We start from the raw sequence: 14678 nt of genomic DNA, 5'->3' as shown, positions 1-14678 counted from the left end.
GTCCGGGGCGGACTACTCGACGATGAGCTCGACGGGGATGTTGCCGCGGGTCGCGTTGGAGTACGGGCAGACCTGGTGGGCCTGGTCGACGAGCTCGCGGCCGGTCTCGGCGTCGACGGAGTCGGGCAGCTCCACGCGGAGCGTGACGGCGAGCGCGAAGCCCTCGCCCTGCTTGCCGATGCCGACCTCGCCGGTCACGGCGGCCTCGCTGACGTCGACCTTCGCCCGGCGGCCGACGACACCGAGGGCGCTGGCGAAGCAGGCCGCGTATCCGGCGGCGAACAGCTGCTCGGGGTTGGTGCCCTCTCCGTTGCCGCCGAGCTCCACCGGCGGGGCCAGCTGGAGGTCGAGCGTGCCGTCGGAACTGACGGCGCGACCCTCGCGGCCGTGCGTGGCGGTGGCGACAGCGGTGTAGAGCGCGTCCATGGAGACCATCCCTCTCGGATCAACATCGTGGCCGGGCGGCCCGTCCTCCGGCCGCCTCACGACCATAAGTAGAGCACGCAATTCAATTGTGCACAACCATCTTGCCCGCGAAGAGCTATCCTGGAACCATGACCGTCACGCCCACTCCGGGCCCCGCGTCCCCGTCGGACGGGGACCTCCTCCGGCTCGACCAGCAAGTCTGCTTCTCGCTGCACGCCGCGTCGCGCGCCTTCGGGAGCCTCTACCGCGTACTCCTCAAGGACCTCGGACTGACCTATCCCCAGTACCTGGTGATGCTGGTCCTGTGGGAGCGGGGCGAGCTGCCCGTCAAGAAGCTGGGCGAGCACCTGAGGCTCGACTCGGGCACCCTGTCACCACTGGTCAAGCGGCTGGAGGCGGCCGGTCTCGTGCGACGCGAGCGCAGCACCCTGGACGAGCGCTCGGTCCACGTCCACCTCACCGGCGAGGGCACCGCGCTGCGCGAGCGCGCCCTGCTCGTACCGCGCCGGATCGCCGCCGCGACGGGCTTCGCGGTGGAGGAGATCCGCGATCTGCGGGCCCGCCTCGACCTGCTGACGTCGGCGCTGGACGCGGCGGCGCTGGAGGAGACCCCGGGCGCCGTGTAGCCGCCGCCGGGAGGGCGCCGACCGCGCGGCCCGGCTCCGCCGGGGCCGCCGAGCCGGTCCGCGAAGTCGGACCTAACGGATATTTGCGCGCAAACGCCTACCATTCGGCTCGTGGACCTCATGCACCCTCACTTCCCGCGGGTCTGCGTCGTCGTCATCGGGTTCGACGACGCCGCCCATGTGTCCGACGCGGTGGGCTCGGCGCTCGCGCAGGGTCCGTCCGTGCGTGAGGTGATCGCCGTCGACGACTGCTCGACGGACGGCAGCGGCGCCCTCCTCGACCGCCTCGCCGCCGGCGAGCCCCGGCTCCGGGTGATCCACCGGTCGGCGAACAGCGGCGGCTGCGGCAGCCCCCGCAACGACGGGATCGACGCGGCCCGCGCCCCGTACGTGATGTTCCTCGACAGCGACGACGTCCTGCCGCCCGGCGCGGTGGACGCGCTCCTCGGGGCGGCCGTCGAGGGCGGCACGGAGGTCGCCGCCGGACTGTGCCTGCGGCGCGAACTGCCCGGCGGCCGCGAGACGCCGTGGCTGCCCGAGTTGTACGCGCGCCACGCCCTGGTCACCCGCCCGGCCCGGCACACCCGGCTGGTCCACGACACCCTCTGCGTCAACAAGCTCTACCGCGCCGACTTCCTGCGCGAGCACCGCATCCGCTTCCCCGAGGGCCGCTTCCCCTACGAGGACTTCGTCTTCACCGCGCGCGTGCTGGCGGCCCGCCCGCGTGTCGCCCTCGTCCCCGACCCGGTCTACGTCTGGCACGTGCGCAGATCCGCGCGGCAGCTGTCCATCTCCCTCGACCGGGCGGGCATCGGCAACTGGCGGGCCCGCACCGAAGCCGACCGGCAGGCGCACGGGATCCTGCTCGACGCCGGGGAGAAGCGTCTCGCCCACGCGGCCCGCGCCCGGTTCCTCGACCACGGCCTGCGGATGTACGCGCGGGACCTCGGCCTGCGCGGCCCCGAGTACCGCCGCGCGTGGTGGGACCACACGCGCGCGTACCTGGCCACCTTCGACGAGGCCGACTTCGCTCGGGCACCCGCCCCGGGCCGGCTGGTCGCACGGGTGGTCCTCGCCTCGCCCGAACCCCGCGACCTGCCCCGGCTCAGGGAGCTGGCGGCCCGCCCGTCCCGGCTCCGCCCGCCGTACGCACGGGCCGCCGACGGCAGCCCGGTGTGGTCGGCCGACCTCCCGCAGGTCCCGCTGGACCACCTCCTCGTACGCCCCATGCACCTGCTGCCCCTCGCCGTCGACGCGGAACTGCGTCCACGCGCGCGTGCGGCACGGCTGCGGCTGCGCCTGCACGAGCTGTACGGGCGGATGGCGGAGGCGGGACCGGCGTGGATGGACGTCGAGTTCGTACACCGGGAGGACCGGCGGCCGGGGCTGCGCCGCACGGTCGCCCTCGTGCCCGACCCGGACTTCAGCAGTTGGTCCGCCGAGACGCCGGTGGAGCTCGCGGCGCTCGGCGCGGGCACCTGGGACCTGCGCATCGGCGTGCGCTTCCTCGACGGCACGAGCCGCGACACCACCGCCCACGCCGTCACGGGCCCCGGCCTGCTGCGCCGCCACGTCATGGTCGGCGCGAGGCACGGCGTGCTGCTCGCCCAGCCGTACGCCACCCACGCGGGCTCCCTGGCCCTGCGCCTGGCCCCCGGTGCCCGCGGACTCGCCTCCGTCGTACGCCGCAGGCTCCGCCGCCTGTTCCGCTGAGACCGGGAACGCCGACCGGACGCGCACCCCACGGACCCGACGGACCCCGCGTACCAGGTGCCCGGAGGGCTCGGCTCAGAGCGCCCTGAGCGCCGCCGCCGTGGCGCGGGCCAGGCTCGGCAGGTAGGACGCGGGCGGCTTCGGGGCGCGCACCACCACCGAGTGCCAGTAGAGCGGGCCGGAGATCAGGTCGAGGGCCAGGTCCTCGTCGAGGTCCCCGCGCACCTCGCCGCGCGCGGCCGCCGCCGCCACGATGCCGCTGGCCGCGCCCTGCTGGCCCTCGCGCAGCGCCTTCTGCAGGGCCTCGGCGATCTCGGGGCTGCGGGCCGCCTCCGCCTGGAGGTCGGGGATGATCTGGCCGGCCACGGGGTGGCGCAGCGCGCGGGCGGTCACCTCGTACAGGAGGCGGAGGTCGCCCTCCAGGGAGCCGGTGTCCGGGGCGGGCAGTCCCTGCACGGCCACCGCGGAGACCAGGTCGAGGACCAGGTGCAGTTTGGAGCGCCAGCGGCGGTAGACCGCGGTCTTGCCGACGCCCGCCCGGCGCGCGATGCCCTCGATGGACATCCGGGCGTAGCCGACGGCCGCCAGCTCCCCGAAGACGGCGGAGCGGATCGCCTCGGTCACGTCCTCGCGGAGCACGGCCGCCCCGGCGGGGGCCCTGCGGCGCGGGGTACGGGTGTCGTCGGCGTTCGTCGTCATGCGGACCAGCATAGGCAGGCGCCCGAACGCCGTTACGACGAAACGGTTGCGTTCCGACGTACGGGCCCCCTAGGCTCCCGATTGCGACGCGACGATACGGTGCCGTTCCGACGTACCGGAGCCGCCTCTCGGCGACCCCCCCCCAGGGGGTGCCAGGCGCCGCGGCGCCGCGGGCAAGTGTCAGACACCCCCTAGCGAAAGCAGCGGATGTGAGCCAGGTACTCCAGCCCCCGCCGGCCGCGGCCGGGCCCCCGGGTCACGAGCCCGGCCCGCCGGCCGGGCCCGCCGAGTCCGCCGCCGCGCTGGCCGCCCGGTACGGGCTGACCGCCAGCGGGGCCCGCCCCTCGCTGCCCGAGTACGTCCGCGCGCTGTGGGCGCGGCGCCACTTCATCACCGCGTTCGCCACCGCCAGGCTCACCGCCCAGTACAGCCAGGCGAAGCTCGGCCAGGTCTGGCAGGTGGCGACCCCGCTGCTGAACGCGGCGGTCTACTACTTCATCTTCGGCATCCTGATGGGCACCAAGCACGGCGTGCCCGACTACGTGCCCTTCCTGGTCACCGGCGTGTTCGTGTGGACGTTCACCCAGAGCTCGATCATGGCGGGCACCCGGGCGATCTCCGGCAGCCTCGGCCTGGTGCGCGCCCTGCACTTCCCACGCGCCGCGCTGCCCGTCTCGTACTGCCTCCAGCAGCTCCAGCAGCTGCTGTTCTCCATGGCCGCGCTGGGCGTGATCCTGCTCGGCTTCGGTGTGCCCGTGCGCGCGTCCTGGCTGCTGGTCGTCCCCGCGCTCACGCTCCAGTTCCTCTTCAACGCCGGTGTCGCGATGGTCATGGCCCGGATGGGCGCGAGGACGCCGGACATCGCGCAGCTGATGCCGTTCCTGCTGCGCACCTGGATGTACGTCTCCGGTGTCATGTGGAGCATCGAGCGGGTGCTGCGCCACCAGGACCTGCCGGACGCCGTGCTGCTGGTGCTGCGCTGCAACCCGGCGGCCGTCTACATCGACCTGATGCGGTTCGCGCTGATCGACAGCTTCCGCGCGGAGCAGCTGCCGCCGCACGTATGGGCGCTGGCGACGGGCTGGGCGCTGCTCGCGGGCGTCGGCGGCTTCGTCTGGTTCTGGAAGGCCGAGGAGACCTACGGACGTGGCTGAGACCCTCACTCCCGAACGCGCGGGCAGCTCCCCGAGCACCGCCGGGCGCGTTCCCACCGTCATCGCCGACCGCGTCGACATCGTCTACCGCGTCAACGGCACCGGCGCCGGCCGCGGCACCGCCACCGCCGCCCTCAACCGCATCCTGCGGCGCGGGAAGGCGGAACGGGCGGCGGGCGTCCGTACGGTGCACGCCGTGCGGAACGTCTCCTTCACCGCGTACCGCGGCGAGGCCATCGGCCTGATCGGCACCAACGGTTCCGGCAAGTCCACGCTGCTCAAGGCCGTCGCCGGCCTCCTCCCGGTGGAGAGCGGGCACGTCTACACCGACGGCCAGCCCTCGCTGCTCGGCGTCAACGCGGCCCTGATGAACGACCTGACCGGCGAGCGCAACGTGATCCTGGGCGGGCTCGCGATGGGCATGTCCCGCGAGCAGATCCGGGAGCGCTACCAGGAGATCGTCGACTTCTCGGGCATCAACGAGAAGGGCGACTTCATCACCCTGCCGATGCGCACCTACTCCTCCGGCATGGCGGCGCGGCTGCGGTTCTCCGTCGCGGCCGCCAAGAACCACGACGTGCTCATGATCGACGAGGCACTGGCGACCGGCGACCGCACCTTCCAGAAGCGCTCCGAGGCCCGCATCCGCGAGCTGCGCAAGGAGGCCGGCACGGTCTTCCTGGTCAGCCACAGCAACAAGTCGATCCGCGACACCTGCGACCGGGTCCTGTGGCTGGAGCGCGGCGAGCTGCGCATGGACGGACCGGTGGACGAGGTCGTCAAGGAGTACGAGGCGTTCACGGGCGGCGCTTCCGGCAAGGGCGGCGGAAGGAAATAGGCAGCACCGCGCGGGCCGTCACCTCTCCAGGAACGCGAACAGGTCCTCCCAGCGCCGCACGATCGCGTCCGTCGAGTAGCGCCGGATGTTGACGCGCGCCGCCTCGCCCATGCGGTCGCGCAGTTCCTTGCCGGACATCAGCGTGTCGAGCCGGCGGGCGAGTTCGGAGGTGTTGCCGACGGTGGCGAGGAGACCGTCCTCGCCGTCGCGGACGATCTCGTGGACGCCGGGCGCGCAGTCGAAGGCGGCGCAGGGCACGCCGGTCGCCATGGCCTCCATCAGGGCGAGCGGGAAGCCCTCGCCGCGCGAGGACTGCACGAAGACGGAGCCGCCGCGCAGGGCGCCCGGCACGTCGCCGGTGCGGCCCCGCCACTCCACGCTGTCGTCGAGGCCGAGGGACGTGCACTGCCGCTTCAGCGTCTCCTCGTCCTCGCCGGTCCCGTAGATCCTCAGCACCCAGTCGGGGTGCCGGGGCGCCACCTCGGCCCAGGTGTCGAGAAGCATGTCCACGCCCTTCTGGTCGTGCAGCCGGCCGATGCTGACGACGGCCTTCCCGGTGCGCGGCGAGGGCGTCTCGGGCAGGAACGGAAGGGGGTTCGGCATGAAGGACACGTTGTTCATGCCCTGCCGGATCCACAGGTCGGCGTCCTCGCGGGTGAGCGACAGCATCCGGTCGACGTCCCGGTAGTGCCGCAGCACCCGGCCGTGGCGCGACGAGGCCCGCGCGTACGCGTACGACTCGTGGCTCATGCCGATGACGGTCAGCCCCGAGGTGTCGGCGAGCTCGACCCACTCCATGGCCCACACCTGGGTGACGATCACGATCCCGCCGGGGCGCGCGGTGCGCAGCAGCGCGGTGAGCGTCCGTGCCCGCTCCCGCATCCCGGCCGCGTGCCGGGCGCGCAGTCTGCGCCGGGCGGGGCCGTACCGGCTCCTGAGGCCGCGCGCGGAGGGCGGCTGAGGCGGATGGACGTCGTACAGCGTCGTGGTCGGGTAGGGGACGTCGCCGATGTCCTGGGGTATTTCGGGCTCGGTGATGCCGATGACGTGGACGCGGTGGCCGCGTCCGAGGAACAGGCGGGCCATCTGGTGCGACCAACTGGTCACGCCGCCCAGTTCGTCGACGCTGTTGGAGACGAAGAAGACGTCCCGGCCGTCCCCCTCGTACCGCTCGCTCGTCGCGTCGCCCTGCGTCTGCGTGGTCACGTGGGCCTCCAGTGCGCGAAGAACTGCTCGACGACGTCGGCCGCGGCCCTTCCCCGGTCGTACTCGCCGAAGTCCGCGACGAACCGCTCGCGCGCGGCGGCGTACTTGACGCGCTGTTCGTCCAGCGAGCCGAGGGCCGCGTGCAGTTCGTCCTCGGTGCGCAGGACGGGGCCGGGGGCGCGGTCGAGCAGGTCGAAGTAGGTGCCGCGGCCCTCGACCACGTACTCCTCGTAGTCGTGGACGAGGAAGAACAGGGGCCGGTCGAGGAGGGCGTAGTCGAACATCACGGACGAGTAGTCGGTGATCAGCCCGTCGGCGAGCGCCAGCAGCGGGGTCATGTCGTGGTGTGCGGTGACGTCGACGACGCGGCCCCGCACGGACGGCGGGAGCACGACGTGGTTGAGGTAGTGCGAGCGGACCAGGAGGACGTAGCGGTCGCCGAAGGTGTCGGCGAACCGTTCGACGTCGAAGGGCAGGGTGAACCGCCGCTGCTTGTCCGCGCGCCCCCGGAAGGTCGGGGCGTAGAGCAGGACGGCGCGGTCGGCGGGGATGCCCAGTTCGGCGGCGAGCGGCCCGCGTTCGCGCCGCCCGGAGGCCCGCTCCTTCTCCCGGGCCCGTACGAGCGCGTCGTTGCGGGGGTAGCCGACGCGCAGCAGGGTCCCTTCCTTCAGCCGGAACGCCCGCGCCAGGGTGCGTACGTCGTGCTCGGAGCGGATCAGGAACCGGTCGAAGCGGTCCAGGACGCGCTGCTGGTCCTCCTGCGCCGGACGGGGCTTCAGCTTCCATTCGGGCTCGTCGAATCCCATCCGCTTGAGCGCGGACCCGTGCCAGGTCTGGAGGTAGGTGGTGCCGGGCCGTTTGGCCAGCTTCAGCGGATAGCTCTGGTTGTCGATCCAGAACGCGGCCCGGGCGAGCGCCCTGAGGTACGGCAGGGACCAGCGGCGCACCAGGGTGGCGTCGGCGGGGAACCCCTCGGGGCTCGTCGCGTACGACCACACCGCGTCGAACTCCAGTCCCCGGCGGCGCATCTCCTCGTAGAGGGCGCGGGGGCTGTCGCTGTACTGGCGGCCCAGGTGGCTCTCGAAGACGACGAGGCGCCTCCTGACGGGCAGGCGGCTGTACACCTCGTGGTAGAGGCGGATCCGGGCCGGTCCCGAGGTGAGCCGCTTGCGGACGGTCCTGACCCCGCGGACGCCGGACTTGGCGAGCCGGCCCGCCGGCCCGTGCACCCCGCGCAGGACGAGGGCGTTCGCCCGCTTGTCCGGGACGAGGCGGAAGGCGAGGTGGCCGCGGACGGAGACGCCCGGTTCGATCCGGTCGGCCACGAGCCGGCCGAGCCGGGGCCGGACGGGCAGCGAGCCGCCGCTCACTCCGGTCGCGGGGGCGGTGAGGCGGGTCGTGGTCCGCACGCCGTCGGCGTCGAGGCGCAGCCGTACGTCCCAGACGGCGTCCACGATGCCGAGCGGCCGCAGCCGTCCGCCGAGGTCGGCCGTGGCCTCCCAGGCGAGGGTGTCCCCCTCGTGCCGCACGGTGGCGACGGGGAAGCGGAACGTCTGGAAGCGCACGCCGGGCCTGCGGGCGTGGAAGAGCAGTTCCGCGCGGAGCCGGGCGCCGGGCGGGACGACGCCGAGCGGGTTGGTGATGCGCCCGGCGAGCCGGACGGTGCCGCCGCTGTGCGTGAAGGAGGTGAGCGCGTTGCGCAGGAACATCCGGTCGAGGGGCCGGGCGTGGTGGCCGAGGCCGGTCACGTCCAGGACGTGCCGGCCGAAGGGGTCGTCGAGGTGCTCGGCGCACCAGTACACGCGTCCGTCGCGTTCGACGAGCGGTGAGGAGATCTTGTCGCGGTTGCTGAGGGTGTCCACGGCGGGCAGCAGGTTGTCCCAGTCGCCGCGCTCGAGCAGGTAGGCGCAGACGGCGTGGACCGGCTCGGCCTCGTCGAAGGCGGCGCGGTCGACCGACTCCAGGTAGGGCCGGGCGAGCGCGGCGAACTCCCGGCGGTACGCCGCGTCCCGGAAGGGCAGTTCACGCAGGTGCAGTACGAGGTCGTGCTTGAGGAACTTGACGTCCTTGCGGAACTTCAGCTCGCCGAGGCCCCGGTCCGCGAGGAGTCGGTCGACCTGGCGGTGGATCTCCATGCGGTGCGCGAAGTTGGCGATCTCGTCGCGCCGGTTGCTGATCGACTTCGCCGTCGCGTGGTCGGTGATCCGCCAGTCGTAGACGCGGTTGGGGACGAGGGTGATGCGGCGGGCGGCCACGTAGGCACGGGCCGAGAACAGCAGGTCCTCGTAGTGGATGCCGACCGGGAACCCCAGGCCCTCGTCGAGCAGGAACCGCCTGCGGTAGCACTTGTTCGTCGACAGGGTGTCGTAGACGAGCAGGTCGGGCAGTTCGGAGACCGACTCCAGGGTGCGGGTGCGCTCGTAGAGCCAGGGGTACCACTTCACCTCCTTACGGGTGCGCGAGTCGACGTGGACGCGCACGCACAGGCCGGAGACGAGGTCGGCGCCGGTGGTCTCGGCGGCCTCGACCAGATTGCGGCAGGCGTTGCGTTCCAGCACGTCGTCGCTGTCGAGGAAGAGGACGTGGTCGCCGCGGGCCTCGCGGATGCCGAGGTTGCGCGGGGCACCGCAGCCGCCGCTGTTCTCGGGGAGCCTGAGGACGCGGACGCGGCCGGGGTGCTCGGCGGCCAGCCGCCGGGCCACCTCGTACGAGCCGTCGGTGCTGTGGTCGTCCACGACGACGGCCTCGACGCCGCGCAGCGTCTGGTCCAGGACGGAACGGACGGCCGTGGGCAGCCTCTCCGCGTCGTTGTAGACGATCACGACGACGGACGCGGCGAGCGGACGACGCGGATCCACGTTCATCTCATAGATGCTAGATATGACTGATCTGATGGTATAGGCGTATTGCGCCATTCGTGGACACGCGCCCCCGTGGCCACGCGCCCCGTTGCGCACGCGCGGCACGCGGGGTCGGGGAGCGGGGTGTTCCGGGCCGGAAACGGGAGCGCCCCGGACCGTTCCCGGCCCGGGGCGCTCCGTCGACGTACAGGCGACGTCCGGCGACTACGCGTGCGTACGCAGCAGCGTCCGCATCGTCCGCATGGCGACGGACAGGTTGGCGAGGTCGAAGGTGTCCGAGCCCTGGATCTCCTCCAGGGTCGTGCGCGCCCGTCCGAGGATCGCCGCGTTCTTCTCCTCCCACGCCTTGAAGCGCTGCTCAGGGGTGGACGTGCCATTGCCGACGGCCAGCACGTCCGCGGTGAGCGCCGCGTGGGCCGCGTACAGGTCCTCGCGGATCGACGCGCGGGCCATGGACTGCCAGCGGTCGAAGCGCGGCAGGTCGATGATGCGGTCCATGAGCCGGGTGATGCCCAGACGGTCGGCGAGATCGTAGTAGACCTCGGCGACGTCCATCGCGTCCTTGCCCATGCGGTCGGCCACCGCGACGATGTCCAGCGCCGGGAAGGCCGACGAGAAACCGGCCACGCGCGTCGCCAGCTCCTCCGGCACCCCCGCGCCCGAGAGCTCGTCGTGGATCGACTGGTACCACTCCAGGTCCGCGCCGCGCAGCAGCTTCGGCAGCTCCGACCAGACCTGCCGGACGCCCGCTCCGAAGAACGAGATCGTCTCCGCGATCTGCAGCGGCTGCGGCCGGTTGTTCAGCAGCCAGCGCGTGCCGCGCTCGACGAGCCGGCGCGAGTGCAGCCGGATCCGGGTCTGCACCTCCGCGTCGACGACGGTGTCGAGCGACTCGACCGCGTCCCAGACGGCGCTCGACTCGAAGATCGCGCGGGCCGCGGTCTGCGCCCGGACGATCTCCTCCAGCGAGGCCCCGGTCTCCTCCCGCAGCCGGTGCAGGAAACTCGTCCCGCCCGTGTTGACGGTGTCGTTGACCAGCACCGTCGTGATGATCTCGCGGCGCAGCGCGTGCGCCTCGATCTGCTCGCGGAAGCCGTCGCGCAGCGCCGTCGGGAAGTACGCGTGGAGCAGGCCCGCGAGATACGGGTCGTCGGGCAGCGAGGTGGTGAGCAGCTCCTCCGCGACCGTGATCTTCGTGTAGGCGAGGAGTACGGCCGTCTCGGGACCGGTGAGCCCCTGTCCGGCGTTGATCCGCTCGCGGATCTGCCGGTCGGCGGGCAGGAACTCCAGCGCCCGGTCGAGGTGTCCCTCGCGCACCAGGTGGCGGATGAACCGCTGCTGCGCGTGGAGCATGCTCCCGGACTGGGCGAGGGCGTTGGCGATCGCCAGGTTCTGCGCGTAGTTGTTGCGCAGGACGAGCGCGCCGACCTCGTCGGTCATCTCGGCGAGCACCTTGTTGCGCTGCTTGACGGTCAGATCGCCGTCGGTGACGACCGAGTTGAGCAGGATCTTGATGTTCACCTCGTGGTCGGAGGTGTCGACGCCGGCGCTGTTGTCGATCGCGTCGGTGTTGATCCTTCCGCCCGCGCGGGCGAACTCGATCCGGCCGAGCTGGGTCAGGCCGAGGTTGCCGCCCTCCCCGACGACCTTGACGCGCAGGTCGGCGCCGTCCACACGGATCGCGTCGTTGGCCTTGTCGCCGACGTCCGCGTGCGACTCGGTGCTCGCCTTGACGTAGGTGCCGATGCCGCCGTTCCACAGGAGATCGACCGGCGAGGCGAGGATCGCCCGCATCAGGTCGGCCGGGGTCAGCTTGGTGACGTTGCCCTCGATGCCCAGGGCCTCGCGGATGTGCGCGTTGATCTGGATGGCCTTGGCGCTGCGCGGGAAGATGCCGCCGCCCGCGGACAGCAGCGAGGTGTCGTAGTCCGCCCAGGAGGAGCGCGGCAGCTCGAACAGCCGGCGGCGCTCCGCGTACGAGGTCGCCGATTCCGGGACCGGGTCGATGAAGATGTGCCGGTGGTCGAAGGCGGCGACCAGGCGGATGTGCTCGGACAGCAGCATGCCGTTGCCGAACACGTCGCCGGACATGTCGCCGACGCCGACGACGGTGAAGTCCTCGGTCTGGGTGTCCACGCCCAGCTCCCGGAAGTGCCGCTTCACCGACTCCCAGGCGCCGCGGGCGGTGATGCCCATGCCCTTGTGGTCGTAACCCGCCGAGCCGCCGGAGGCGAAGGCGTCGCCGAGCCAGAAGTCGTAGGCCTCGGCGACCTCGTTGGCGATGTCCGAGAACGTCGCCGTGCCCTTGTCGGCGGCGACGACGAGATAGGTGTCCTCGCCGTCGTGGCGGACGACGTCGGCGGGCGGGACGACCTCACCGGCGACCAGGTTGTCGGTGATGTCGAGCAGCGCCGAGATGAACGTCTTGTAGCTGGCGATGCCCTCGGCGAGCCAGGCGTCCCGGTCCACGGACGGGTCGGGCAGCTGCTTGGCGACGAAGCCGCCCTTGGCGCCCACCGGCACGATCACCGTGTTCTTGACCATCTGCGCCTTGACCAGGCCGAGGATCTCGGTGCGGAAGTCCTCACGCCGGTCGGACCAGCGCAGACCGCCGCGGGCCACCTTGCCGAACCGCAGGTGCACGCCCTCGACACGCGGCGAGTACACCCAGATCTCGTACGCCGGGCGCGGCGCGGGCAGATCCGGGATGGCCTGCGGGTCGAACTTCATCGACACGTAGGCGTGCGGCGTGCCTTCCTCGGTGTGCTGGAAGAAGTTGGTGCGCAGGGTGGCCTTGATGACGGTGAGGAAGGAGCGCAGGATCCGGTCCTCGTCGAGCGAGGCGACCTGGTCGAGCGCGGCCTCCAGCTCCTCCAGCAGGGCGTCGGTCAGCTCCACGCCCGCGCCCTGCCGCTCCGGCGACATCCGGGCCTCGAACAGGGAGACGAGCAGCCGGGTGGTGTGGACGTTGTTGCGGAGGGTGTCCTCCATGTAGTCCTGGCTGAAGGTCGCCCCGGCCTGGCGCAGGTACTTGGCGTACGCGCGCAGCACCATCGCCTGCCGCCAGTTCAGCCCGGCGCTCAGCACGAGGGCGTTGAAGCCGTCGTTCTCGGCCTGACCGGTCCAGGTCGCGGCGAACGCCTCCTGGAACCGCTCGCGCCCGTCCTCGGCGAGGTGGCTCCCCTCGCTCTGCGAGGTGGGCAGCAGCAGCCCGAAGTCGTAGATCCAGGCGGTCGTACGGTCCGAGCAGCGCAGCTCGTACGGGCGCTCGTCGGTGACCTCGACGCCCATGCGGCTGAGGGCGGGCAGCACCGCGGAGAGCGAGACCTGCTCACCGGTGCGGTAGATCTTGAAGCGGCGCTCGCCGGGACCGGCGCCCACCGGCTCGTACAGGCTGAGCGCGAAGTCCTGGGACGGGTCCTGGGTGAGCTGTTCCAGGTGGACCAGGTCGGCGACGGCCGAGCGGGGGGTGTGGTCGGCCTTGTACCCCTCGGGGAAGGCGTTGCCGAAGCGGCGCAGCAGCTCGGCCGCGCGCTCCTCGCCGAACTCGGCGTGCAGCGCCTCGCCGAAGCCGTCGGCCCACGAGCGGGCGGCCTCGACGAGCCGGCCCTCGATGCGCTCCTTGTCGGCGTCGGACAGCTCGGGCAGTTCGGTGCCCGGCGCGACCCGGACCACGAAGTGCAGCCGGGACAGGATCGACTCGGTGTTCCAGGCGGTGAAGTCGACGCTGACGCCGCCGAGCTCCTCCTTCAGGATGTCGATGATCCTCAGGCGCACGCCGGTGGTGTAGCGGTCGCGCGGCAGGTAGACGAGGGCCGAGTAGTAGCGGCCGTACTCGTCCTGGCGCAGGTAGAGCCGCAGCCGGCGGCGCTCCTGGAGGTACAGGACGCTGGTGACGATCGCGCGCAGCTCGTCGGGCGGCGTCTGGAACAGCTCGTCGCGCGGGTAGGTCTCCAGGATCTGCAGCAGGTCGCGCCCGTCGTGGCTGTTGGGCGAGAAGCCCGCGCTCCTGAGGACCTCCTCGACCTTGCGTCGGACGACCGGGACCCGGCGCACCGACTCGGTGTACGCGGCCGAGGAGAACAGCCCGAGGAAACGCCGCTCGCCGATCACGTTGCCCTCGGCGTCGAACTTCTTGACGCCCACGTAGTCGAGGTACGACGGCCGGTGCACGGTGGCGCGGCTGTTGGCCTTGGTGAGGATCAGCAGCTTGTGCTCGCGCGCCTTGGCACGGGCGTCGGCGGGCAGCCGCTCGAACGACGGGCTGACGGGGTGGCTGTCCTCGCCGCCGTGCTTCGGGTCGGAGCGCAGGATGCCGAGGCCGGTGCCGGGGACGGCGGCCAGCGAGTCGTCGTCCCGCAGCCGGTACTCGCGGTAGCCGAGGAAGGTGAAGTGGTCCGCGGCCAGCCAGCGCAGCAGCTCCCGGGCCTCCTCGACCTCCTGGTCGCGCAGGTCGTCGGCGGTCGGCTCCTTGGGCAGCTCGTCGGCGATGCGCAGCGCGGAGTCGCGCATCTTCTCCCAGTCCTCGACGGTCTCGCGGACGTCGGAGAGCACGCGCAGCAGATCGGCGGTGATCTGCTTCAGGTCCGCGCGGTCGGTCTCGCGGTCGACCTCGACGTGGATCCAGGACTCGGTGTACGTGTCGTGCGGCAGCTCGCCGGCCGGCCGGGTCTTCAGGACTTCCAGCAGCTTGCCGGTGACGTCGCGGCGCACCGTCATCAGCGGGTGGATGACGAGGTGGATGCCCCGGCCCTGGCGCGACAGCTCGTTCGTCACCGAGTCGACGAGGAAGGGCATGTCGTCGGTGACGACCTCGACCACGGAGTGCGTGCACGTCCAGCCGTTCTCCTCGACGGTCGGCGTGTGCACCCGCACGTTGGCCGTGCCCTGCGGACGGTTCTCGGCCAGCCGGTAGTGCGAGAACGCGGCTCCGAAGACGTCGACCGGGTCGCGGTCGGTCAGGTCCTCCGGGGCGGTGTGCAGGTAGTAGCGCTGGAGGAACGTGAGCACGGTTTCCCGGTCGGGTGCGCTCTCGCCCGTGGTCCCAGTCGGTAGATGCCCCCCGGCCGGGCTGTTCTCAGCTACCCGGGCGGCCCGTTCGAGCAGCTCGGCCTTGGCTTCGTCCAGCTTGGTCTGCATGGTCCTCTGGCTCCTG

At 72.0% G+C, this 14678-nt stretch carries 9 protein-coding genes; 4 read left to right on the top strand and 5 right to left on the bottom strand.

Translation table 11 applies throughout. The annotated features are described in order from the left end of the window. Window positions 1-12 precede the first annotated feature (12 nt). Complete coding sequence (locus ACFY93_RS31295; protein ID WP_391365269.1) at window positions 13-426, bottom strand: Ohr family peroxiredoxin; 414 nt, start codon at window positions 424-426, stop codon at window positions 13-15. Between the two features lie 128 nt (window positions 427-554). Here ACFY93_RS31295 and ACFY93_RS31290 point away from each other — a divergent pair, with 128 nt between their 5' ends. Together ACFY93_RS31290 and ACFY93_RS31285 are read left to right on the top strand one after the other, a co-directional pair. Continuing rightward, window positions 555-1052, top strand: a complete 498-nt coding sequence (locus tag ACFY93_RS31290) for a MarR family transcriptional regulator (RefSeq protein WP_391365268.1) — start codon at window positions 555-557, stop codon at window positions 1050-1052. A 120-nt stretch (window positions 1053-1172) separates the two neighbouring features. Further along, on the top strand, window positions 1173-2765 hold the full coding sequence (locus ACFY93_RS31285; protein WP_391365300.1) for a glycosyltransferase: 1593 nt from the start codon (window positions 1173-1175) through the stop codon (window positions 2763-2765). Window positions 2766-2840: 75 nt separating this feature from the next. Here the strand turns inward: ACFY93_RS31285 and ACFY93_RS31280 are convergent, their stop codons facing one another. Further along, entirely contained in the window at window positions 2841-3464 is a 624-nt protein-coding gene (locus ACFY93_RS31280) for a TetR/AcrR family transcriptional regulator C-terminal ligand-binding domain-containing protein (protein WP_391365267.1), read from the bottom strand. Between the two features lie 209 nt (window positions 3465-3673). Here ACFY93_RS31280 and ACFY93_RS31275 point away from each other — a divergent pair, with 209 nt between their 5' ends. Next, window positions 3674-4618, top strand: a complete 945-nt coding sequence (locus tag ACFY93_RS31275; protein WP_391365266.1) for an ABC transporter permease — start codon at window positions 3674-3676, stop codon at window positions 4616-4618. Continuing rightward, window positions 4611-5456, top strand: a complete 846-nt coding sequence (locus ACFY93_RS31270) for an ATP-binding cassette domain-containing protein (RefSeq protein ID WP_391365265.1) — start codon at window positions 4611-4613, stop codon at window positions 5454-5456. The genes ACFY93_RS31275 and ACFY93_RS31270 overlap by 8 nt, the downstream gene beginning before the upstream one ends. A gap of 18 nt (window positions 5457-5474) precedes the next feature. Here the strand turns inward: ACFY93_RS31270 and ACFY93_RS31265 are convergent, their stop codons facing one another. The 3 genes from ACFY93_RS31265 to ACFY93_RS31255 form a co-directional block, all read right to left on the bottom strand. Further along, window positions 5475-6662 carry a glycosyltransferase gene (locus ACFY93_RS31265; protein WP_391365264.1) on the bottom strand — a complete coding sequence of 396 codons (1188 nt, stop codon included), beginning with the start codon at window positions 6660-6662 and terminating at the stop codon, window positions 5475-5477. Then, window positions 6659-9526, bottom strand: a complete 2868-nt coding sequence (locus ACFY93_RS31260) for a CDP-glycerol glycerophosphotransferase family protein (protein WP_391365263.1) — start codon at window positions 9524-9526, stop codon at window positions 6659-6661. Before ACFY93_RS31260 ends, ACFY93_RS31265 begins: the two co-directional genes overlap by 4 nt. Window positions 9527-9727: 201 nt before the next feature. Continuing rightward, window positions 9728-14662: an NAD-glutamate dehydrogenase domain-containing protein gene (locus ACFY93_RS31255; protein ID WP_391365262.1), complete on the bottom strand. Its 4935-nt coding sequence runs from the start codon at window positions 14660-14662 to the stop codon at window positions 9728-9730. Window positions 14663-14678: the final 16 nt, after the last annotated feature.

The organism is Streptomyces sp. NPDC008313, assembly GCF_042956125.1.
In the GTDB taxonomy this organism is placed as follows: domain Bacteria; phylum Actinomycetota; class Actinomycetes; order Streptomycetales; family Streptomycetaceae; genus Streptomyces.
The sequence above is the reverse complement of the archived record's forward strand: the minus strand, read 5'-3'. Positions and strand labels throughout refer to the sequence as shown.